Below are 24418 nucleotides of genomic sequence, written 5' to 3' on the forward strand. Positions count from 1 at the left end.
CCGTAGGTTACCTTGCGGAACAGTTACATCGAAAGTTGTTCCCTGACAGTACACAGTTTTCGATTTTAAATTTTATTGCTGGTTGTTTACATGATATCGGCAAAATCGACCCTAAGTTTCAGGAATGGGTGATAAACCCTAAAAAGAAAAATTATGTTGCCGAAGATGGACAGCATATTGATGATGCTAAATTTAGCTTTGAAAAACACCCTCGGCACAATGAAGTATCCTTGCTTCTTTATCAGTTACTTGACAGCACTGAGTTAAAGCTTTTAAACCCACGAAATAAAGAAGCGCTAAAGCATGCTATTTATTGGCACCATGCAAAACCATTTCGAAAAGATAAAAATAGCTTTTTAACTTACAAAGACATTTCTAAGAAGCTGATATCTAATCAAAATAATTTCTTACTGTCTGATGCCATTAATCAAGCGCAATCAGTACTCAAGCAGGTCGTCGCTTTAGATAAGAAATACCGACATTCTGAGCAGTCTATGGCTGCTAGGGCGGTATTATATGAAGCGGTTTCAGAGCCTGAATACAAGATACCCAGCTCGCTGAATGTGCCAAGTTACAAAGAATATGATTTAGAAGATTCTGTAGCAGCGAATCATGCGAATGTAAAAATAAACGCACTTAATAATATTGCTAGAGCCTGCTTGATCACTGCTGATCGAAGAATTTCTGCGCTAAGTGCGGCAGAATTACATGCTGCAATTTTTGAACGTAAGCTAGATAACGAAGTTACTGAGCTGCTTGAAATTGAATCAACGCTTGGTGGACATATCGAAAGTTGTTTATCCACTTTTTTCCCTGAAAGTGAACGAAGTTTAAAACAAAGCCAAATAGCAAAAGAGCTAACCTATGCTGAAAATGTGGCGGTACTTGCTGGTGCAGCTGGGTGTGGTAAAACCAAAATCGCACTGGAATGGGCACTTTTAAAAAAGGCGAAACGCATTATTTGGGTTTGTCCTAGAGTACAGGTTTGCCAAGGCTTATTTTATGAATTGACGTCAGAACAATACTTACCAAATAGTACAATTGAAATTAATACTGGCGAGTTTAAATTTCATAATCAATGGGATAATCCTATCACGGAAGACAACAACTTTTCTGGTGACATCGTCATCACGACCATTGATCAAATTTTAGGCTCAGTAATAAGTCATACCAAAGCAAATACCCTAATCGACTTTCTAAACGTGCATGTCGTATTTGATGAATTTCATGAATACGTGAATATGCCTGCGTTTAATTTAATATTTGCTGAGCTAATTGCGGCAAAGAAAATGCAAAATAGTGAAGCGAATACACTGCTGGTTTCGGCTACACCTCACTATGTTTTTGTAGAAGATTTGCTTGGTATCGATCCCTGCGATATTAAAGTGATGCCGTCATTTAATAAAAGCCAATACAGATTGGATTTCAAATTATTTAATGACAGCGAGCTAAGTGAAGATAATCCTCTTTTTGCACACCACAGCAGTTTTACTTTTGTGATCAGCAATATGGCATTAACTGCGCAGAATAGCTTTATCACAAATCAACATATTGAAAATGCTATACTTTTACACTCAAAGTTTATAAAAAGTGATAAGCGTAAGTGGTTTGGCGAAGTGTATGAAGCTTTTAAACGGGGCGGTACAAGAAAGTATGATGTGTTACGAAGTGGCCCTATTGTACAAGCGTCTTTAAACATCACTTGTGATCATATGGTGGCAGAAATTACCAATGCTGAAGATTGTCTTCAACGCCTTGGGCGGTTAGATCGTTTTGGTGAGAATGACTACGTAAATACCTATGTCTTAGCTGTACCGCTTTCTATCTCTGAAGCAAAAGGAAGTTCACCTGCGGCACGTTTTTTATCCAATATGTACGTTCTTAGCTCAGTAAGAGCATGGTATCAATTTTTACGATGTGAGCTAGAGAACAAAATATTCACATTGCCAGAAATTTATGAGCTCTACTTTTCGTTTCATCACACAAAGAATAGAACTTTTATTGAAAGTGATTTAGTTGCAGCTCTTCAAAACAGTGTTCAGCAGATAAACGCCAAAGTTCTTGATCCTATCAAAGTACCACCAAAGAAAACCCACTTAAAAACACGCACTAAGATCAGTAAAAATTCGTTACGAGGAGATAACCGATTTGTGCAACTTGCTGTTGTCGATCTAACTAACACAGCACCTGTATTTTTGAACGAGTACGCCTACTCGCAACCGATAGGCAATGATAGTGATATTGATAACTTAACGTTGTCTACGAATGCAATTTTGGGCTACGGCCAGAGCGATAAAAACTTGCTGTCGCATATGTTTAAAAAACATCACAACATTCTTAATGGCATTAAGAAAGCCTACACCGATAATGTGCTGCTAAACGATGCGCGTGAACCGGAGTCTCCGATTTATTTAAGCTACTCCACAGAAGACTTGGAAAAAGTAGGAGGCGACAGTGCTCGTCATCCTTTTGCCATTTACTACGCTATTTGCAAAAAACAAGCAATTGGTGCGATCTCAATTAAACACATTAAGCAAACCACAGAGGAAGAGGAATAAAGCATGGAAAAAGTAACTGGAATTAAAAGTGTTGATTTCAAAATTAAAGCGCTTGGTCATGGTGTAGTAAATTGGAACGGACCAACAACACTAACCGGAGATAACGGTAAAACAGTAGATAATCACACACTGCCTAAGCTTCGAGGCTACAGCAATTTAACAGGTAAAATAAAAGAAGAAACAGGTTACAAGTATAAGAAAGAAGCCACTGATATCGACTTTAAAAAAACACCTCTCTATATCAGTCAAAACTGTATCCGCCATCACTTATTTAAAGAGCAAGCGTTTGATTTACATTTTGCAGCTGAAAAAAATCTTGAAAAAGTACTCGCTTCACTTACTGGGTTGATCAGAGGGTATGTTGTGCCGTCCAGCCAATGTAAACGAACAAGTCCTTTGCTCATTGAAGATTTTGTTGATCAACTAGGCAATGGCAATTTTGAGCAATTTGGTCAAGCGGGGGCACGTGACAGCTCTTCATTTTTCTCTAAAACAACGTTTGGCGATACGCAATATATCTCTTATGGCTCTATAAGCATTGAACAATTGCAATTTATCTCTCTCGACAAAAAGTTTGATCGTGCAAGCATGATTATAAAAGAGGGACAAGGTGAGGTGGTTGCTACCGCAGTGCAAAACTTTATCAAATCTCTTAATCCATCACTTAATCCTACAGCAATCTTTCACAGTAATTATGTGCGAAGCGGAACTATCTTTGAGGAAGGCGAATGTGGGATCTTACTTAATGATGATGCTGTGCAGGCACTAGTTGAGCAGACTTTATCAAAACTTGCTGATCTGAGTATCCGTCAAGCTAAAGGTTATATGTATGTTGATGAAATATCTGTCGATTATAACGATAGCCATAAAATGATGCGCATTAAGCGTGATGAGTCAGAAGTTGTAAGCGAAAAACATATGTCATTTGCTCAGTATTTTTATGCTAAGTAGGAGGCGATATGAAAATAGTTATCGAATATGACTCTTCTTGGCGAAACTCATTTTTGGATGGAACCAATAATGAGCCATTACCCAAAAAAGGCAGAGAGTTTGTAGGCTCTATGACCAATTTGAAAGTAGACGGAAATTTTAAAGTGTGTGATACCACTTTAAATACCGTAATGGGCTTACTAAACCGTTTGATCGGTGATCAGCGAAAGCTCTACCAAGCGCGAAGTAAGATGTTCGAAAAAGCGTATTATTTTGAAGACTTGGAAGAAAAAATAAGTTTCGTTGATAAACCTCAAATTTCAAATGAAATGACGTTTATTCGAAATATGAATGGCAGCACCGATCAAAATGCGTTTACTGGCATGATTAAAGTCTCTGATCCTGTATTTAACTCAGGTTATTCGATGCCGTTCTGGGCGGTTCTAAATCTAGATATTCAGCATCTTTGTGATTTTATAATTAATGAAACGGCTGTTGAAGGCAATATTGAGCTAGATCCTTTAAGTATTATTGCCCGTTTAGAGCTTCTCAATAAAGAGAAAGCCATTGAAAATACGGAAGAACACACTAAAGCCATTGATGTGCTAAAAACACATTTTCCGGATGTTGAATATTTAAATAACAAGGGGTTAATTACGCCAATTAGCCTTTACTGCTCTGCGTTATACCTTCAATTATCTCGCTTAGAAACGCAATTTGATATGAACTCAGCAAAAACTAAGTCTGGTGGAATTAGCGGTATCTCGAAACGAGGCTTTACCAAAAAAGACTTTATGGATCGTTACACTACTGGGTCTAAAAAAATAATTTGGGGTAATCCCTTCATTAAAAAAGAAAAAATTAAAGGACAAGGAGAAATCACATCAATGTTAACTAAAGCTAGTGGTCAGCTTGAAATTACTATTGATGTTGACTTTCCAAAAGGCCAAGAAATTAAAACGCTGATTGAAAATGCCGGGGTATCCAGCTTTTATCTTGGCAAAAAAGGATTGGCTTATGTTTCACAAATTCGTGTTTAGGAGCAAGAATGGACTCGTATATTGATATTCATTTAAAACCCGATGCTGAAATGAGTGAGGCAGAACTGAGCAGTAAAGTGTTCACAAAATTTCATAAAGCTTTGGCCACATTAAATAGCAACAACATTGGTATAAGCTTCCCGCAGGCGAAATTAAAGTTGGGGCGTATATTTCGTGTGCATGGTAACGCTAGCATATTGCATGATTTGCAAGGTCTTGATTGGTTGGGGCCATTGACTGGTTATTGTAAAGTGAGTGTGATTACTGACGTGCCAAAACAAACGCAATACCGTGTTATTTCGGTTAAACGTAGTAATTTAAGCCAAGCTAAATTAAAGCGATTAATTGCCAGAGGCAGCATTGATGCAGAAGGCCAAAAACGTTACAAAGTTAAGATGCTAAGTCAAGGTTTTGATAATCCATACTTGGATTTAATGAGCGCTTCAACAGGTCAAGTGTACCGAAAGTTTTTTGAGTTCAGTGATATTTATACGAAACCAGTGATGGGCGAATTTGATGCTTATGGCCTGAGCCATACTGCAACAATTCCGTGGTTTTAACCCTTTATTTTTGCTCTTTTATAAACTGCAATTAAAACAGTTGGTTACAACTATGCTGTTTTTATAGGGTAAAAATTTATAATTTACCCTAATAGCTTGTTTTAGCTTATTTTTATGTGAAAAACGTCTAGTTCACTGCCGCACAGGCAGCTTAGAAAAAAAAAGCTATTGTTTGCTTTGCCTATCCCTTGTTCACTGCCGCACAGGCAGCTTAGAAAAGCGAAACTGTTGCAAACGTCAAAATCTAACAGTTCACTGCCGCACAGGCAGCTTAGAAATATACACCTTTTCTTTTTCGCGTCAAAACAAGGTTCACTGCCGCACAGGCAGCTTAGAAAGGGCTGCTTAGTGAATCGTTAGCTTGTACCATGTTCACTGCCGCACAGGCAGCTTAGAAACGAACAGGCTTTACCTGTTCAAGCTCCAACCTCGTTCACTGCCGCACAGGCAGCTTAGAAATTTGGCATTGTGGATGGCGAGTTTGAGTTTTAGTTCACTGCCGCACAGGCAGCTTAGAAAACTGCCGCGTTAGCATTGAAAGAGATGAGGACGTTCACTGCCGCACAGGCAGCTTAGAAAAAACGCGCATTGCTGATCACTTCTTTGGCAACGTTCACTGCCGCACAGGCAGCTTAGAAAAGTTGGAGAGCGGTCGCTTTTGGGTTGGCTCAGTTCACTGCCGCACAGGCAGCTTAGAAATTGAGCGCTATCGGGATCGGTTTAAAGGTTTAGTTCACTGCCGCACAGGCAGCTTAGAAATCAACGCACAGACGGCAAAGGGCTGTCTGATAGTTCACTGCCGCACAGGCAGCTTAGAAAAACCTCCAGTTCGTTAGCCCTTTTCTCAACAAGTTCACTGCCGCACAGGCAGCTTAGAAAACCAGCCGCCAGTGTGCGTTATCGGCTTAGTTGTTCACTGCCGCACAGGCAGCTTAGAAAATCTCCGGGCGCGTTAATCGTTCCGACTTGACGTTCACTGCCGCACAGGCAGCTTAGAAACGTCTCACGCACACCCAATGCCCCACCGTCAAGTTCACTGCCGCACAGGCAGCTTAGAAATGCTGGTATCGTGTAATCTGAGTTAGGCGGAAGTTCACTGCCGCACAGGCAGCTTAGAAAACAACAACTGGACACCGAGCCAATATATTGACGTTCACTGCCGCACAGGCAGCTTAGAAACCCACAGGCACTAGATTCGGTCTATTTGTAAAGTTCACTGCCGCACAGGCAGCTTAGAAATAGTCAATCGCGCAGAATTGCATTATAATTAAATTCACTGCCGCACAGGCAGCTTAGAAACTTACCAATCAGCAAGCCCCTAACGTCAATAAGTTCACTGCCGCACAGGCAGCTTAGAAAGTACAGCCCGGCGTTAACTGCTGCGGTCATTAGTTCACTGCCGCACAGGCAGCTTAGAAACAATACGCCCAACGGCAATCAGATTGCAACAGGTTCACTGCCGCACAGGCAGCTTAGAAATTGCTATGCGTTTCGTTCTGGCCCGTTTGTTGGTTCACTGCCGCACAGGCAGCTTAGAAAAAGCGTGGTGAGAGTACCTTCGTGCGGGGCTTGTTCACTGCCGCACAGGCAGCTTAGAAAATGCGGCAAAGATAGCGTGGAAAGCGCACGAAGTTCACTGCCGCACAGGCAGCTTAGAAATATGAACATTCTTAATCGCACTTTTCACATTGGTTCACTGCCGCACAGGCAGCTTAGAAAACCATCACTGTAAAAAACCCATTGGCTGTTGTGTTCACTGCCGCACAGGCAGCTTAGAAAAGTAGATGAGGAATAAAACAATGCGGACATTTGTTCACTGCCGCACAGGCAGCTTAGAAAACGCTTAGCCAGCTGCATTGTGTTCGGGTTTTGTTCACTGCCGCACAGGCAGCTTAGAAAGGTATCAGTTGTGGGTTAGTATCTTGGATAAAGTTCACTGCCGCACAGGCAGCTTAGAAAATTTTTAACGGTGGTCGAAAATGATTAAGGTTGTTCACTGCCGCACAGGCAGCTTAGAAATACGACAATCTGACCGCCTGTAGTGCTTTTGGGTTCACTGCCGCACAGGCAGCTTAGAAATGTGCTTTGATTATCCCGCACTTTCCCGCGCTGTTCACTGCCGCACAGGCAGCTTAGAAAAGCCGTTAGTTTGGGTGATAGGCTTAGTAGGCGTTCACTGCCGCACAGGCAGCTTAGAAAGTGTGGAATACCCGCTTTTCGACGGATGTTGATGTTCACTGCCGCACAGGCAGCTTAGAAAGGTGACATAGACGGTAAACCTGCAGCAGAGCTGTTCACTGCCGCACAGGCAGCTTAGAAAAGCATAAGTCGCGGTCTGCGTATCTTCCAAAGGTTCACTGCCGCACAGGCAGCTTAGAAATTTACAAAGTTAACGATAAGGAAATACCAAGCGTTCACTGCCGCACAGGCAGCTTAGAAAAGCAACCTGCTGCTGTAAATCCTGCAATCTTGGTTCACTGCCGCACAGGCAGCTTAGAAAATTTGCAAGCGACGTTGTGTCGCCGATTGACATTTCACTGCCGCACAGGCAGCTTAGAAATGTGCGTTTCGGCGTCTTGTTAACTCTAATCCGTTCACTGCCGCACAGGCAGCTTAGAAATAGCGCGTCATACGTGTCTGTGTTGCGCGTCTGTTCACTGCCGCACAGGCAGCTTAGAAAAAGAAGATTTAATTGATGATGCTAGGCAAGCGGTTCACTGCCGCACAGGCAGCTTAGAAATGGGATATTTTGTGCAACTGTTGACATTTTGCGTTCACTGCCGCACAGGCAGCTTAGAAATGGTGAGTGTACTGAGCTGATTAACTATGAGCGTTTACTGCCGCACAGGCAGCTTAGAAAATAAACATCAGCCTTGGCGAGTTCCTTAGCTAGTTCACTGCCGCACAGGCAGCTTAGAAAGTTAAGATCCGACCCAGTGCGATCCTGATACTGTTCACTGCCGCACAGGCAGCTTAGAAAAGACGGCTCAGTTGTGGCTGGTGACTTTGCGTGTTCACTGCCGCACAGGCAGCTTAGAAAACGCAAGACGTTACAGACGAAGCCATTACCGTGTTCACTGCCGCACAGGCAGCTTAGAAAATGTCAACCGCTGCAAAAATATCAGTCATAAAGTTCACTGCCGCACAGGCAGCTTAGAAAGCTAACGCATGGCGATAGGCGTTACTGTGTGCGTTCACTGCCGCACAGGCAGCTTAGAAAGTTACGCTGCGGTTGCTGTTATCCGTAAAGTAGTTCACTGCCGCACAGGCAGCTTAGAAAAGGTAATCTTTTAATGCTGCTCTTACATCTTCGTTCACTGCCGCACAGGCAGCTTAGAAAACAGGCACACTTCGGTATCGACTGCCGCTATCGTTCACTGCCGCACAGGCAGCTTAGAAAATCATAAATACGCTCCCACAAAGCCAGCCACAGTTCACTGCCGCACAGGCAGCTTAGAAAGTAAATCCACAGCTTAACCTTTCCAAGCATTAGTTCACTCCCGCACAGGCAGTATTAAAACGTTCAAACAAAAGTTTATTAATCACGTTATAAGCAATGGAGTCACTTCGTATCGTTAATCTAATGGGGTTTAGCCAAGACATGACTATTTAGTGTTGATTGATCAATTTAAGCAACAACACGCTTCATTCTGGTATAAACAATTTAAGAACGTAATACAGTTTTAATAAACCCCGCTACAAGCCGCTAGCTGCAACAGGCTCACGCATTTGGACGGCGGCTCAGTGAGCTTGGATCTCACACTAGTCATAAATTTTGCCTTAGATTTTTTGGTAAGTGGGTTTGATTCATTACAAAAAGTAATCCAAATTGGGCTGTTTACCCAAGGGGCCTTGCGGTATAATCCAGCAGTATTTTTTAGTCCAAGCTGCAGGCTTATTGCGTAACAGGCTGAAATTTAAGGCCTTTTGCTGCGATGGTTTTTCTGCTGCTGACCCTCACACTAAGTAGGAAAAAAATAATGGCTCAAAAAACCGTGTTACACGCCAGCCACCTCGCTGCCGGTGCCAAGATGGTCGATTTCTTTGGCTGGGATATGCCGATAAACTACGGCTCACAGATCGAAGAACACCACGCTGTGCGTCAAGACGCTGGCATGTTTGATGTGTCGCACATGACCATCGTTGACATAACCGGTGCCAACACGCGTCAATTCCTGCGTTATTTAGTCGCCAATGATGTCGCCAAATTAACCGTGCCAGGTAAAGCCTTATACACCGGTATGTTGAATGCAGACGGTGGTGTGATTGACGATTTAATCGTGTATTTCCTGCAAGAAGACTTCTTCCGTTTAGTGGTTAATTCGGCCACCCGCGAAAAAGATCTGGCGCACATCAATGCGCAAGCTAAAGCCTTCAACGTGATGGTTACAGAGCGTCCAGAATTCGCGATGATTGCCGTACAAGGCCCAAATGCTAAAGCTAAAGTCGCCACCTTATTAAATGAAAGCCAACTGGCTGCCGTTGCCGGCATGAAGCCCTTCTTTGGTGTGCAAGCAGGCGATTTATTTATTGCGACCACCGGTTACACAGGTGAAGACGGTTATGAAATTGCCCTGCCAAACGAGCAAGCGGCCGATTTATGGCAGCGTTTAGTGGATGCTGGCGTAAAACCCTGTGGTTTAGGTGCACGTGATACGTTACGTTTAGAAGCCGGCATGAACTTATATGGGCAAGACATGGATGAAAGCGTATCGCCATTAGCCGCTAACATGGGTTGGACTATCGCCTGGGAACCGGCTGAGCGTGACTTTATTGGACGTGCGGCGCTTACGCAAGCTAAAGCGGCAGGTACTGAGAAGCTGGTGGGGTTAGTGATGGAACAAAAGGGCGTATTACGTCATGGTCAGCGCGTAGTTACCCCAGCAGGCGAGGGCGTAATTACTTCAGGTACTTTTTCACCTACACTAGGTTTTAGTATTGCGATGGCGCGTGTACCTGCTGCGACTACCGATACGGCTGAAGTGGATATTCGTGGCAAAATGGTTGCGGTTAAAGTGATCAAGCCGGCCTTTGTCCGCGCAGGAAAAAAACTTGTTTAAGCCGCAAACTGCGCGCTAATTTACACCGAACTACAACATAAAACAGCTAAGGAAAATAACATGAGCAACATCCCTGCGAATTTAAAATATGCATCTAGTCACGAATGGCTGCGAGCAGACGGTGACGGTGTTTACACTGTAGGTATTACTGAGCATGCTCAAGATCTGTTAGGCGATATGGTGTTTGTTGAATTACCAGAAGTGGGTGACACTGTAGAACAAGGCGGCGATTGCGCTGTTGCTGAATCGGTTAAAGCCGCTTCTGACATTTACGCCCCCGTAGCTGGTGAAGTGATTGCAGTTAACGAAGCCTTAGCGGACTCACCAGAATTGGTAAACAGCAGCCCATACGCTGAGGGTTGGATGTTTAAAATTAAGATTGCTGACGAAGCTCAATTAGCCAGTTTGTTAGACGCTGCGGGTTACCAGAGCGCTATCGAAGAGTAATATCGGCTGTTTTAGCTGTTGGCCACCAAGCAATACAGTATCCATTTCATGATGATGCTGTATTGGTTGTTTAATTTTCCGCTAGAGGCTGTCCATTATTAATGACAGCGCCGGTAAAGAAAAACGGCTGATAGCGAAAACCGCAAAGTGTGCTGTGCTTATTTTGATTAATCTATTTGAGCTTACACTGCGTAAGCAACCTAGTTCGCACACTCGCATTTTTTATATCAGCTGGCGTAGCAGCTTATACCTTAACTGCTTCGCGCCCGCTGTGTTAACCGCTGCACCAATACCAGGAATTAAGCATGACCCATACCGCTGTTAAAACCCTGACGCAACTCGCCAAACACGATGAATTTATTCAGCGCCATATCGGCCCAGACAGTGCCGAAACGGCCGCCATGCTGCAAGAACTGGGCGTTGACAGCCTAGAGCAGTTAATTGCTGAAACCGTGCCAGAGAGCATCCGCTTACCTGAGCCGTTATCTATTGGTGACAGCCGCACTGAAGCTGATGCTTTAAGCTTTTTGAAAGCCGCTGCGTCTAAAAACAAAATGTATAAATCATACATTGGTATGGGTTATCACCCGACATTAACGCCAAACGTTATTCTCCGTAATGTGTTAGAGAACCCGGGTTGGTACACGGCTTATACACCTTACCAGCCTGAAATTGCTCAAGGGCGTTTAGAGTCTCTATTAAATTTCCAGCAGTTATCGTTAGATTTAACGGGTATGGAATTAGCCAGCGCTTCATTGTTAGATGAGGCCACTGCCGCAGCAGAAGCCATGGCGTTAGCCAAGCGTGTTGCTAAGAGCAAATCTAATACTTACTTTATTGCTGACGACGTACATCCACAAACTATTGACGTGGTAAAAACCCGCGCGGAAATGTTTGGTTTTGAAATTATCGTTGGTAACGCTAGCGAAGCGACAGAATTAGAGGTGTTTGGTGCTTTGCTACAGTACCCCAATACGCGCGGCGATATTCGTGATGACCGCGCTTTAATTGCTGCTATTCAGGCGAAAAAAGCGGTGGTTGCCGTTGCTACTGATCCTATGGCATTAATGCTGTTAAAAGCACCAGGTGAACTAGGTGCTGACGTGGTGCTAGGTTCTATGCAACGTTTTGGTGTGCCTATGTGCTACGGCGGCCCACACGCCGCTTTCTTTGCCACCCGCGATGCCTATAAACGCTCTATGCCAGGTCGCATTATCGGTGTATCAAAAGATCGCCGTGGCAATCAAGCACTGCGTATGGCCATGCAAACACGCGAGCAACATATTCGCCGCGAAAAAGCCAACTCAAACATCTGTACCGCCCAAGTATTACTGGCCAATATGGCGTCGTTCTATGCGGTATATCATGGTCCACAAGGTTTAAAAGACATAGCTGAGCGTATCCATCGCAGTGCCGATATCTTCGCTGCCGGTGTTAAAGCTAAGGGTGTTCAGTTAGTTAATCACCATTGGTTCGATACAGTAAGTTTTACCGTTGCAGATCGTGCTGCCGTTATCGCTCGTGCTTTAGCTGCGGGTGTAAACTTACGCACGGACATGGCCGATTGTTTAGCCGTGAGCTTTAACGAAGCCACCAAAGCCGCTGATATTGCTGAGCTGTTCGATATCGTATTAGGTAATGGTCATGGTTTGGATGTACAAGCCTTAGATGCTGCTATTGTAGCTGAAGGCTCAACCTCTATCCCTGCCGATTTAGCACGTACCAGTGCGGTATTAACGCACCCGGTATTTAACCAGTATCACTCTGAAACAGAAATGCTGCGTTATATCAAAAAATTAGAAAACAAAGATTTAGCACTGAACCACTCAATGATCAGCCTAGGTTCTTGCACCATGAAGTTAAACGCAACTGCCGAAATGATCCCGATTACGTGGCCAGAATTTGCCTCTTTACACCCGTTTGTACCGCGCGATCAAGCTGATGGTTACTACGAGATGATTGGCGAGTTAGGCCGTTGGTTAGTCAACATCACCGGTTATGACGATATTTCTATGCAGCCTAACTCGGGTGCGCAAGGCGAATACGCCGGTATGGTCGCTATTCGTAAGTATCACGAAAGCCGTGGCGAAGGTCACCGTAATATCTGTTTAATCCCAGTATCGGCGCACGGTACTAACCCAGCGACAGCAGCCATGACCAGTTACGAAGTCGTACTGGTAGATTGTGATAAATCAGGCAACATCGATATGGCTGATTTAAAAGCGAAAGCGGCAGAAGTGGGCGATCGTTTAGCCGCCATCATGGTGACGTACCCGTCAACACACGGTGTATTTGAAGAAACCATCGCTGAGCTTTGTGACGTGGTCCACTCTTATGGTGGCCAAGTTTACATGGACGGTGCCAATATGAACGCACAAGTCGGTTTAACCTCCCCTGGCTTTATCGGTTCAGACGTATCGCATTTAAACCTGCACAAAACCTTCTGTATTCCACACGGTGGTGGCGGCCCGGGTATGGGGCCAATCGGTGTGAAAAGCCATTTAGCACCTTTCTTACCGAATCACAGTATTGTAAAAATTGACAACACCGGCAGTAGCAACGGTGCGGTAGCGGCAGCACCTTTTGGTAGCGCGGGTATTCTGCCAATCAGCTGGATGTACATTGCCATGATGGGCAGTGAAGGTTTAAAACAAGCTACCGAGTACGCAATTTTAACCGCTAACTACGTCGCCAAGAAATTAAACCCACACTTCCCGGTGTTGTATGTAGGTACTAAAGGCCACGTGGCGCACGAATGTATTATCGACATTCGGCCACTAAAAGAAGCCAGCGGAATTACCGAAATGGACATCGCTAAACGCTTAATGGACTTCGGTTATCACTCTCCTACGATGAGCTTCCCAGTAGCGGGCACGCTGATGATTGAACCAACAGAATCAGAAAGCAAAGCCGAGCTAGATAAGTTTATTGAAGCGATGATCACCATCCGTGCGGAAATTGCCAAAGTTGAAGCAGGCGAATGGACTGTTGATAACAACCCATTAGCCTTCGCGCCACACAGTATGGAAGATATCTTCGACCCAGCATGGGATCGCGCTTACGAGCGTCAATATGCCGCCTTCCCGGTGAAGTTTGTCGCAGAAAACAAGTTCTGGCCAACGGTAACCCGTATTGATGACGTATACGGCGACCGTAACCTGATGTGTTCATGCCCAAGCCCGGAAGATTACAGATAATTTGTTGATAATTGTCAGCGTGTAATTAAGTTTGTGACCGGTTTAATTAAGTTTGTGACTTTAATTAAGTTTGTGACTAAACGAAAACCTTAAGAAAAGGGCCGAAAGGCCCTTTTAAATTAATGGCTTACATGAATTATGCTCGTGCGTGTACGACAAGTGGAGTAAGATATCTGATCATATCACCTGTATTGATTATTCAGTTGGTGAGCGCAGATCACTACCTGTATATTACTTTGAAGATAAAGGAGAATTACATGCAGGTAGCGTCAATAAAAGTACTAACTCAATTGACGGGAGAGTTCTTCTCCAGACATTGGAATTTGGAGAAGCTTGGTCCTACACTATCATTGTCGCTGATATATAAATTTGAAGGGGCATTGCCTAACTATGATAGACAGGGCGTTTAGCATTTTTGAAAGATGGTACGGTTACTTATATAGGTGTTGCAACATCGCTTGGTAGTGGACGATATGCGGGTCAAGGATTAGGTAAAAGATCTCAGGTTTATACAAAAGTTATCAATGATGCTCATACTCCAACTGACCCACGACTAATTGACTCTGGCGCTATGATGACCATTGGTTTTCCTCAGGAATATGCATATTTGGCTAATGCATTAGAGCTATTTTTAATTGGAAGAATGGACACTGAGTACAATCTAAACCGTCCGGGTAAATTTATTAAACCTTAAATATTGCTAGAAGTTGGCTTACTACAATAGTAAGTCTATCAACTAAGAGTGATTCGCTATTTATTATTAAGCTTTATTTTTTCGTACAGACATACATCTCTATGTTGGCTTGCTGCTACGTTACAATCTCCGTAACGAAGCTTAGTCATTTTTTCTGAATTAATAGCTGAGACAACAACGCGCGTCTTAATTTGTCGTGCTTGCCTGTAACAATGCTGCTGGTTAACAGAGGAGTGTATTCGTGGGTATAGCTAAACGAAAGCGGGATGATAGCGGTGATGTAATTGCTCAGTTAATTGACGTTGATACACCAGCGATATGTAAGCTTTGGGCTTTTCGGATTATAAAAAGCCAACGCCTGCTAAAAAATCTGCATGAGTCTCTGCTGTTTGATAAGATGCCTGCCTTTTTGCGAGAAACCGAGCAGAATACTGAAGCCTTTACTGTCTCTCAGTTACGGCGCTATATCGATGAGCAGTTACAATTACTGGCCTCTGAAAATCCTCCGATCCCTGATGTGCTTGCCAGGAATATAAATAGACTTGGCGAAATGATGGGATTATCAGTCGTTGAACAGCAATTACTTGCGTTTGCTGCTTTGATTAAAGCAGACGCGACCCTTACCAGGGTAGCTTCAACGATGCCTACTATAAGAAAACCACAACTAGCAAAAATCTTGGGGCAAACCCTTGGCTTTTCAGAGCTCGCCATCAGACAGGCACTTAAAAAAGACAGTGTCTTATTAAGCTCTGGCCTGGTGCAGTTGCAAACCGGAACGGCGATGTCGCTGGAAGATGCGTTTGACTTTGTCACATATGGTTTTGGACACAATTTATTAGAAGACAATAAAGATGCCTCAAGCCTGCTTAAGGATGTGCTGCTACAAGGGGCTGCACCAACTCTGCAGCTGACGCATTACCCTCATTTAAAAACAGATCTGCAAATATTGTTGCCTTACTTAAAAAGTGCGATTAAGCATAAGCTTGTTGGGGTAAATGTACTAATTTACGGACCACCAGGCACAGGGAAGAGTGAGTTGGTAAGAGTATTAGCCCAAAAGTTAAAACTGCCACTTTATGAAGTAAGCAGTGAGGATGAAGATGGCGATGCAATTAGCGGGTTTAACCGTCTGCGAGCTTATCGTATGGCTCAGAAGTTTCTGGAGAAATCAGCCAATTTACTGTTGTTTGATGAAACCGAAGACGTATTTGAACACAATCCCTTTAGCCGAAGCGCCGAACCACGCAAAGCCTGGATGAATCGCATGCTGGAAAATAATCTGGTGCCAAGTTTCTGGATCACTAATAACCAGAGGGTGATTGATGATGCTTTTATTCGCCGTTTTGATCAGGTTATTAAACTGGATGTGCCTCCCAAAGCGCAAAGAGCGGCGCTTTTGCAAAGTGCAGCGCCAGCTTTGCTCACCCAGGCAGAGGCGGAAAAGCTAGCTGAGCATCCTGCTTTAACCCCTGCTATTATTACCCGTGCTGGTCGGGTAATTGCAAGCTTAAACCCCAGACTAAATCGCGCTGATAAAGTCGCGTCATTACAGCATTTAATGCAGCAAACCCTGCGTGCTCAGGGCTTTACTGTTGACTATGCCAAGGAGCGAGACGTTTTAGGTGCGGTGTATGATGCCAGCCTGACTAATGCAGATGTTGATCTTGCTGGTTTGACTGCCGGGTTAATCCGGGCGGGCAGTGGTCGGCTCTGTCTATACGGGCCTTCCGGTACTGGTAAAACAGCGTTTTGTCATTATCTGGCCAAGCAGTTGCAAAAGCCGCTGATAGTGAAAACAGCTGGTCAGCTATTTGGCATGTTTGTAGGTGAAACAGAAAAGCGCATTGCAGCCGCTTTTGCAGAAGCGAAAGAGAACGAAGCTGTACTTTTACTGGATGAAGTCGATAGTTTTTTACAAGACCGGCGTAAAGCTCAGCAAAGTTGGGAAGTGACCGCGGTAAATGAAATGCTTATGCAAATGGAGGCGTTTGAAGGTGTTTTTGTTGCCAGCACCAATTTACTGCATAACCTGGATCAGGCATCACTGCGCCGCTTTGATTTAAAAGCGGGCTTTCACTATTTAAAGCCTGCGCAAGCGCTTAGTTTATTTAAAGCCCATTGCCAGCAATTAAAGCTGACGCCTTGCAAAAGCAGTGAGCATCGTGTTACCAGTGCGCTGCGACTTACTCCTGGGGATTTTGCGGCATTGGCCAGGCAAAGCCGCTTCCGACCTTTTAGCACGGCCAGCGACTTTGTCAGCTCGTTGCTGCTTGAGGTTAGCCTGAAAAGCGATGACATTGCTAAACCGATGGGCTTTTTGCAGTAGCAAGCTCAGGGTAAAGCGCATAGCTCTTTTGCAAGCTGGAAACGATACTTTGCCGAAGGCTGGCCGGTGCCAAAACCTCAATGCTGCTGCTGTGCGATAAAATCCACCACTGCAACTGCCAGCCATCATGCACAGTCGCGCTGAGCTGTTGCCAGTCATCTACGGTTGCGGTGAGTGTCATATCTTCAGCAATCGGCGCTTCTTGCAGTAACTGGCTTAAATAAGGGCTAACCCGGGCTTGTAGGGTAATTTGCTTGCCATTGGCAAATTGCAACGCGCCACTTTGTAAGTAAGCGGATAAAGTAAAACCTGGCGGGCTTTGTAATGAGTTGTCTGTCAGGCCTAGCTCAATAAAACGGTGCAGGGCAAATAAACGCACATCTTCATAGTCACCTACAGTGGCCACCAGGTAAGTGATATGACCCCGCTGTACCAAGCCCAGAGGGTTCAGAACATATTGTTTTCGTTGCTGATCATACAGTGCGGTATAAGTGGCCTGCAGTTGCTTATTCTGGCTAAGCGCCTGTTGCACCGCTTCATATAACGCCTGCGAGGTAGCAGGGGGTATCATTGGTAATGCAGGGGACACCACGGCAATTTTATCAGCTAACCGGCTTATACTGTTGCTTTCTTCCAGCGCTTGTAATTTACTCTTTGCCTGACTAAAACGGCTGTTCAGACTGTGCAACATCACCTGCGGCAGAATGCTTTTAAGCGTGCCTTCCACCAACTGCAATATCATGGCGTCGGCGACACTAATGCCGGGCAACTGAATGTCTTTATTCTCCATCCAACGCCATAAATGCGCGGTTTTGCTGTCATCACTGACAATCGGAAATACCATCGACAAATCGTTTAGATCTCGCTCTACCGTGCGTTTCGTCACTTTAAAGCCTTGATCGTCCAGCAGTGTTTTTAATTTAGCGGCGGTTTTACCCTCGCCGCGGGTTGGCAGCAAATTCAGTAGTTCCCATTGCCGGCTTAAAGTCACGTGTGATTTGGCAGAAGACATAGCAACCCATCCTTGAATGTAATGCGAAGGATTATAAAAAAGCTTGCCCTAATATGGGCGGCTATGGCAATAATAGAGACAAGCACGGCAAATAGGAAGCTGAAAAATGATGATAGATAAGGACTTAAGCCACAGTGCTCTTAAAGCCTATCAACGGCAACTCCGCGACCATTTTCCAGATAGCCTGTCATTACGGGTACACCGGGCCCTTAGCTGGCTGAGTAAAGCCGAGCAGGCCAGAGAAGCAAAAGACACTGACACCGAGTTTGTCTATTACTGGATCAGCTTCAATGCTGCTTACGCCTATGAGTTTGGCGAATTAAGCGCTTAGCTGAGCAGCAGGATTTTCAGGCTTTTATCGCAAAAATTGCTGTTCTTGAAACCGAGAACCTACTTTATAACCTTATTTGGCAGCAATTCAGCGGCAGTATCCGGCTGTTAATGGACAATAAATTTGTATTTCAGCCGTTCTGAGATTTCCAGCGCGGCCGCAGTACAGAAGAGGAATGGCAACAACGCTTTAGCATGTCCAAAGCTAACCTGAATAAAGCGCTAACCGATATAAATGTACCCATAGCGCTGTCATATATCTTTAGCCGGCTGTATACCTTATGCAATCAACTTATCAATCGCGGTGCCATCCATAATAGCAGTGTGAATCGCGAACAACTAAAAGACGCCTGTAACCTGCTAAATAAGCTTATCCCTTTGGTGATTGTTTTGATGATGGGGGCGCCGGAGCAATTGTGGGGTGAAGGGTGTTATCCGGTGGTTTGACACTGATTTTTCTGTATTCTTTAATTTATTACCGAGTGGAAATTATGTCGATAAAAAGAATTAAACCAAGCAAACAAGGCGATCTAGATGGTGCTTGTGGATTTTATGCCATCGTAAATGCATTAATGAGCTTAGAGCCAGAACTTGATGCTGAGGAGTTGTTCACTCAAACATTTATATCTCACTTATATGACGGTGATCCAATGAGATTTATTAACGGGACGAAGCGTGGCTCGATAAAAAATGTTCTGAGTAGAGTAATTGACTATTTACACGACCATTTTACTTTTTCAGATGGTAAGTCAGGCTTAGAGTATAAATTTTGTATGAAAATGCCTTTCTGGCGTGCTGATAAAGAACGAAACAGAAAATCAATGTTAACCGTGTTGAAGCAAGCAGATTTTAAAGCTGGGGTCGTTTGTATTATTGGATACGGTTATGCTGATGGAGATGGTGAACAAGATTATGCTCATTGGTCAGTTGTAACTAAGGTTAATGATGATGGGCTCCATTTACTTGATTCAGGTAAAGAAAAAAAATTAATTAGCTTTGACAGCATAAGAGTCGATAGCAAGCAATCTTCAAATGTAGCTAGACCTTACAATATCTATTCAGAGGATATTTTCGTAATCTCACGAGAGCTTACTTAAGACATTTTATATTTCTAACAAGGCAGTAGGTAAATCAGTAGTAGTAACCGCGACATGTTTTGTCATGCACGCCCTTTATCCTGCTCATTTTGGTGGAGGATAAACATGAGCAAAACTAACACGGGTAATGATAGCGAGAATAGCCTGGCCGCATTAATGGAGTTAGGGCCACGGATCTTATTATTGGGTATTGGCAGCCTGGGCTGTTATCTGGTTGCTAAAACTCAGCAGCAACTGGTCGAAAGAGACAACGGAATCGACTCTCGCATTGAGTATGCCTTGTGCCACCACAAAGCCTTTTTGTTACAAGACAAACCTGATGTGCATACTTTTTTGCTGGCCGATAATAATGCGCCCTTGGCCGAGCGATTGCTTGCTAATGGCGAAGAAGGCAATATCACGGCTTTGCAGGCATTACTGTTTCATTATGATCTGGTTCTGTTATGTGGTGCATTGGGCGGTAAAAGTGGCGCTACGTTAGCAGAGATAGGCTTACTACTTAGTCCATGCCAGGCTGCATTAGCTTTTGTGGTAACGCCGTTTAATTTTGAGGGGGGTGCCAGGTTAAAGCAGGCAAGGGCCACGCTGCAGCAATTAGAAACCTGTTGCAACGGCTTATTAGAGTTGCCAAATGACTTACTGCGCAAGGCCCTGGGTGCAACTACTACGTTGGATCTGGCGCTGGACGCCAGTAATGGCTTTTTAACCGCTATGTTACGTCAACTGCTGCACATCATGGCAAAGCCCAGCTTGATCAACCTGGATATGAATGACTTGCTGGGTTTACTACGATATCGTGGACGTATTGCGATTAACTGGCAGCCACTCGATTTTTCCCAGCCGTTGGCAGCGCAAGTACTAACACTTTTACAGCACCCGTTGTTAGTCATAACTGCTACCGATACGGCTAAAACTGCCATGCTACATGTCGAAGTCCCTGAACACTTTGAACTGGAAGCTTTTGAGCAACTGCATAGTCTGTTGCAACAGCACTTGCCGGATAATCTTATTATGTTGTCTGGCTTAAGAATAACAACAGGTCTTGCCACACCCGAGGTGACGTTATTACTTACCGGCATTTCACCGGAATGAGTGTGCAACGGGCAAAAATAAATTAGCCTGCCGAGCAAAAGAGCCTCGCTTCTGGATGAAAACCGTACACTGGCTAAACACTCAGTGTAGAAAATCCTGAAAAATGTTGGAAATATTGGCAAGGATACCGGCCCCGGACGGAAAAAAATAATAGCTAACCAGTTGTGAGACGCTTGGCTTAATGCATATCAACTCATCGAAATTTAACAAGTATTTATGGGTTTAAGGAGCTTTTTTGTTTTTGCTGACTTTGGAAAATAATGGCGATATTCTGTTGGATACCGGCGAGTGTCAGGGGAGCAGATTCCGTGTTGTTTTTAAAAGTTGGCGTCAGCACTTATGCTGGAGTGTTGCGGTCAATGATGAGGCATTTGAGAGCCAGACAATCGCTCCGGGCATCAATTTAGCAGCGTGTATAGAGGAGTCACAGTTAAGTATTGATTGGTGGAATGCATTAAGTCAGCCTTTTAAAGCAAATGTGCTGTTATTCCATGAACAGTCTGCTTATGTGTTGCAATTAGCCAGTCGATCCCGTTACGTATTTGAGTTGGTTGAAACCAGGCCAATATTATTAGCGTTACTAATGTGTCATTCCGATGACTCTGCAACGTTGATTAACGCAGCAGCAAAGCCGCAAAGAAAAATAGGTGCTATGTTCGGCCTGCCACCTACTAAAAACCTGCTGAAGTTTTTAAATAAATATACCTGTGAGCGTTTTAATAAACATGCATTGCTTAACCTGCTTAACTTCCTAAGGCAGCCTAAGCACTGCCAGGTCTTGCAGCATGAGACAACATATACTGATGCGACAATAGTTGTTGCACTTGAGCACCCGTGGCTTATTTCAAGCCCGTTATGGCGCCGGATTCAGCTGTCAAAAAAGGTTAAACGTAAAAGCTTTTTAAACCAGATAGCTGATTGTTTAATGCTAGCTGAAACATTGGGCATAAACTTGCCTCAGCGAATAATCCGCAACTTAAGCGGATTGACGGATTTACAACAATTGCATGACAGATGGGTTATCCGGGTAAATGCCGGGACAATCGCAGACATTCCACATGCAGAATATGCTAACCAGTTTTGCCATTTTCCCTATCCGAATAGTAATGGCATTGAAGCCATTAAAAGTCAGGGTGAATTAAGTGAGGAAGGGATTCTGTTAAGTCACTGTATCCGCTCATACCTCAATCTTATCATGGCAGGACAATACTGGGCTTACAGATTAATTCTGCCTGATGAGCGAGCAACTATCGGATTTAAGCGGGATGAAAAGGGCGCTATTATCCTAGATCAGATCCGGGGCTACAAAAATGCGCTGGTCAGCCAACAGGCATCAGACTATGTCTCACAGTGGCTTAAAGTATGTAAAATACAATAGCGTGTAACATTCTTCCTGATGATAAATTAATTCATATCACTTAATTAAAGTGGGTATGTACGGGGGGGCTGTCGCCTTTATATTTTCTCTGATCAAGTTCTTCGTGTAGCAAGCGGTAAAGGATTGACGCCCCTCGGATCCCATTAATTGTTGCTGGTTTGCTAATATTTATACTATTCAGTTTTTGAATTATTTCATCTATGGTTAATTCATGTATGTTCATATTTCTTATTCCATCCTATGACACGGATGCATCTAAATTGGCATCATTAAGCCAACGACGCACAAGCTCGACTACTTTAGTCACCGCTTCACCTTGCAACACCTTAAAGCCATAAGGTGTTGCAAGGTGAGCGGCGAGATCTACCAGGTATTTATCAGCATCTTCACCACAGCTATGTAACAGGCTTGCAGCCGGCTCTACCAGCAATGAACTGCCTACTACTAACACCTTTTGTGCGGCACTGAGGAAATCGCTGGCTTCCAGCAAATGGGGTACCATTTCACCAAACCAGACAATATTGGGTCGCCACTCGCTTAGCTGCCATGCTGAGCCATCTGGCGCCAGGCTATGTTCTGTAAATTCAGCGTCACCAATGTCGAAAACGGCGTCAGGTTGGTTGACTTTTCTAAGCTCGTTTAATTTACCATGTAAATGAATAACCTGGCTTGAACCGGCGCGCTCATGTAAATCATCAATATTTTGCGTGATCACCACGACCTGGTACTGCTGCTCTAGCTGTGCAATAGCCAGGTGAGCTGTATTGGGTTGCGCTTTGGCTGCTGCTAAACGACGACTTTGATAAAAGCGGTGTACCAGCTCAGGATTGGCGGCAAAACCTTCTGGTGAAGCCAACTGATACACATCGTATTGTTGCCAAAGGCCTTCACTATCACGAAAGGTTGGCAAACCGCTGGCAGCGCTAATGCCAGCGCCGGTAAAGACTACGATCAGTTCACGCTCAGTACTTTTAGGCTTCAGATTTCCTGCTTTATTTAGAATACTTTTCTAAACTCAATGATGGCATCGCGTTGTCATATCAGTTCATAACAGTTAGCTACCAGCACCAGTAAGTCTGATGTTGGATCAAATTGCCGCTTTTAATAAATCAAAACCGCCATGCACATCACTGAAAAAATGCAGCTGGCGGTAAACCTTGGTATCAAGGATCTTCAGTTTGAGCAAAGCAACTGATATTGCGGGCATTTTAAATGCTCCAAAGATGGCATTATCTTTAGCTTAACTCAGGATTACGGCTGCTTACTTACACAAAGAACGATTAAAGCCAGCAGCCAGCTTTATTGCCAGGTTTACCTGTACAATGTGATGCCATTTAAAATGGGACGATAAAATGTCTCTTCACGCACTTTCACCGCCGAAAAATGGTGCAAATCCATCAATAAAACATCTCTGCCAGCACATTTTAATCTCAAATATGCCGCATTCGGCGTGTATTCCAATAGCGATAACTCACCTAATGCCTTTAGACGCTTCTCTAAATTCATGGTTACAATAATGTCAGGGTTTATTATTTCTATTTGTTTAGTAAAGTAATTTTCTTTTTCCTTGGCAAAGCTGTTGATGAAGCTATCAATTAATTGCCAATCTGCTTGATAATCATCAGACTCATTACTGAATTTGGATAAATTCATAAAAGCAAAGCTCATGCCGTCAGCAGTGGCAAAAGTTTTAGCTATCTCACTTGCCGCTGGTATGTCGTCCCAAGAGCAGCAGTTATGGTTTAAACCATAGGCAATACGCAGCATTAACGCATGAAACTGTGACTGATTTAAGCCCTTTTCGCCAATCTTCCCAGTTTTATAACAGTGGTGCATGAGATCGAGGTAATGCTCGCCGGTCAAACCTAACGACTCTCTGCCAATGAATAATATTTTGCAGGTTTGCGCACTAAAGTAGGGGAAAAAACCATCAAATACCATGTCATCGGCAGATTTATCAGCGTCAAAAGAAATCTGTGTTGCATCTTCATGCCAAGTTGAAAATAACCTATTTAATGATGAAAGTTGCGCTTGTTCAAAATCAGGAAAATTCAGTTTTGTTAAATTCATGTCCATCTCCATATGTCATTTTATATTCAAATTTTGGTGTCAGTTTGAAATTACTTATTAACTTGTCACGGTTTATTACTTTTTACCATTATATCTGACAGGGTAAATTAACTATCCTATGGGTACGCTTGAACTAGGGGCCACTCAGATAAGATAAAAACTAGGAGTAGCGCATCAACGCAATTGCTGTTCCAGTATTAATCAGCGTCATATTCTTTTTCTAATTTTAAAACATAGCGGTTTGATGAATCGCCTACGGTTATAAGCTTTTCAGGAATTAGCAGCAGGTTCCCCTGACGTTGCAGTTCTGTGCAGGTGCCTCGCATCATTATGGCCATTCGCTCTCTGTCGTCCGGATCACTGGTATCAATCAAAAGTTCCAACATCTTGCTGTGTAAAATTGCAGGCAAAATATGCCAATAGCTAGGGCTTAAAGTGGCTGTAACCACGTAATCCTGATCAGGTAATGCCTCAGGCAGAACTAAGAAATTGTCGCAACGCTCCAAAGGTATAGTGAACACGCTAATCTCGCAGTCATCTTTGTAATATTGGCTATTTTAAAACGATGAAGCGACAACTTAAGCCGCACTGACAATAATGCTTACAGACATTATTCAACATGCGTGA

Annotated in this window: 18 protein-coding genes and 1 CRISPR repeat array; of the genes, 14 read left to right on the plus strand and 4 right to left on the minus strand. The window is 43.8% G+C overall.

From position 1 onward, the window contains the following. The 9 genes from JAO78_RS07310 to JAO78_RS07350 form a co-directional block, all read left to right on the plus strand. Positions 1-2558, plus strand: a 2558-nt coding sequence (locus JAO78_RS07310) for a CRISPR-associated endonuclease Cas3'' (RefSeq protein ID WP_226750721.1), incomplete at its 5' end; no start/stop codon positions are given. Positions 2559-2561: 3 nt separating this feature from the next. Further along, a complete protein-coding gene (cas7fv, locus tag JAO78_RS07315) occupies positions 2562-3509 on the plus strand; it encodes a type I-Fv CRISPR-associated protein Cas7fv (protein ID WP_226750722.1) in 948 nt (315 codons plus the stop codon). Between the two features lie 8 nt (positions 3510-3517). Next, positions 3518-4528 (plus strand): type I-Fv CRISPR-associated protein Cas5fv, encoded by a 1011-nt coding sequence (gene cas5fv, locus JAO78_RS07320; RefSeq protein WP_226750723.1) that lies wholly within the window; start codon positions 3518-3520, stop codon positions 4526-4528. A gap of 8 nt (positions 4529-4536) precedes the next feature. Continuing rightward, positions 4537-5088 (plus strand): type I-F CRISPR-associated endoribonuclease Cas6/Csy4, encoded by a 552-nt coding sequence (gene cas6f, locus JAO78_RS07325; protein WP_226750724.1) that lies wholly within the window; start codon positions 4537-4539, stop codon positions 5086-5088. A gap of 130 nt (positions 5089-5218) precedes the next feature. Next, positions 5219-8608: a CRISPR direct-repeat array (repeat unit 28 nt; unit sequence GTTCACTGCCGCACAGGCAGCTTAGAAA). 460 nt (positions 8609-9068) lie between these two features. Next, positions 9069-10148, plus strand: coding sequence for a glycine cleavage system aminomethyltransferase GcvT (gene gcvT, locus JAO78_RS07330; protein WP_226750725.1), 1080 nt, complete (start codon positions 9069-9071; stop codon positions 10146-10148). Between the two features lie 60 nt (positions 10149-10208). Continuing rightward, positions 10209-10595 carry a glycine cleavage system protein GcvH gene (gcvH, locus tag JAO78_RS07335; protein WP_226750726.1) on the plus strand — a complete coding sequence of 129 codons (387 nt, stop codon included), beginning with the start codon at positions 10209-10211 and terminating at the stop codon, positions 10593-10595. A gap of 305 nt (positions 10596-10900) precedes the next feature. Then, positions 10901-13792 carry an aminomethyl-transferring glycine dehydrogenase gene (gene gcvP, locus JAO78_RS07340; RefSeq protein ID WP_226750727.1) on the plus strand — a complete coding sequence of 964 codons (2892 nt, stop codon included), beginning with the start codon at positions 10901-10903 and terminating at the stop codon, positions 13790-13792. Between the two features lie 415 nt (positions 13793-14207). Continuing rightward, positions 14208-14486, plus strand: a complete 279-nt coding sequence (locus tag JAO78_RS07345) for a hypothetical protein (protein ID WP_226750728.1) — start codon at positions 14208-14210, stop codon at positions 14484-14486. A gap of 241 nt (positions 14487-14727) precedes the next feature. Next, complete coding sequence (locus tag JAO78_RS07350) at positions 14728-16812, plus strand: AAA family ATPase (RefSeq protein WP_226750729.1); 2085 nt, start codon at positions 14728-14730, stop codon at positions 16810-16812. Here JAO78_RS07350 and JAO78_RS07355 read toward each other — a convergent pair. Then, complete coding sequence (locus JAO78_RS07355; protein WP_226750730.1) at positions 16787-17824, minus strand: helix-turn-helix transcriptional regulator; 1038 nt, start codon at positions 17822-17824, stop codon at positions 16787-16789. The genes JAO78_RS07350 and JAO78_RS07355 overlap by 26 nt on opposite strands. Before the next feature lie 106 nt (positions 17825-17930). Here JAO78_RS07355 and JAO78_RS07360 point away from each other — a divergent pair, with 106 nt between their 5' ends. The 5 genes from JAO78_RS07360 (at position 17931) to JAO78_RS07380 (ending at position 21721) form a co-directional block, all read left to right on the plus strand. Then, complete coding sequence (locus JAO78_RS07360) at positions 17931-18155, plus strand: hypothetical protein (protein WP_226750731.1); 225 nt, start codon at positions 17931-17933, stop codon at positions 18153-18155. A 194-nt stretch (positions 18156-18349) separates the two neighbouring features. Continuing rightward, positions 18350-18601 carry a hypothetical protein gene (locus JAO78_RS07365; protein WP_226750732.1) on the plus strand — a complete coding sequence of 84 codons (252 nt, stop codon included), beginning with the start codon at positions 18350-18352 and terminating at the stop codon, positions 18599-18601. Between the two features lie 44 nt (positions 18602-18645). After that, positions 18646-19251: a hypothetical protein gene (locus tag JAO78_RS07370; protein ID WP_226750733.1), complete on the plus strand. Its 606-nt coding sequence runs from the start codon at positions 18646-18648 to the stop codon at positions 19249-19251. A gap of 105 nt (positions 19252-19356) precedes the next feature. Continuing rightward, positions 19357-20343, plus strand: a complete 987-nt coding sequence (locus tag JAO78_RS07375) for an FtsZ/tubulin family protein (protein WP_226750734.1) — start codon at positions 19357-19359, stop codon at positions 20341-20343. A 235-nt stretch (positions 20344-20578) separates the two neighbouring features. Then, positions 20579-21721 (plus strand): PcfJ domain-containing protein, encoded by a 1143-nt coding sequence (locus JAO78_RS07380; RefSeq protein ID WP_226750735.1) that lies wholly within the window; start codon positions 20579-20581, stop codon positions 21719-21721. Between the two features lie 238 nt (positions 21722-21959). On the opposite strand, the gene JAO78_RS07385 is transcribed toward JAO78_RS07380, so the two are convergent. The 3 genes from JAO78_RS07385 to JAO78_RS07395 form a co-directional block, all read right to left on the minus strand. Further along, the gene (locus JAO78_RS07385) at positions 21960-22724 is read right to left on the minus strand and encodes an SIR2 family NAD-dependent protein deacylase (RefSeq protein WP_369413462.1); all 765 of its coding nucleotides are present in this window, start codon (positions 22722-22724) and stop codon (positions 21960-21962) included. Positions 22725-23032: 308 nt separating this feature from the next. Next, a complete protein-coding gene (locus JAO78_RS07390) occupies positions 23033-23791 on the minus strand; it encodes a hypothetical protein (RefSeq protein WP_226750736.1) in 759 nt (252 codons plus the stop codon). 197 nt (positions 23792-23988) lie between these two features. Beyond that, a complete protein-coding gene (locus JAO78_RS07395; RefSeq protein ID WP_226750737.1) occupies positions 23989-24312 on the minus strand; it encodes a hypothetical protein in 324 nt (107 codons plus the stop codon). Positions 24313-24418: the final 106 nt, after the last annotated feature.

The sequence above is a fragment of the Alishewanella maricola genome (genome assembly GCF_016343785.1).
GTDB classification, from domain to species: Bacteria; Pseudomonadota; Gammaproteobacteria; order Enterobacterales; family Alteromonadaceae; genus Alishewanella; species Alishewanella maricola.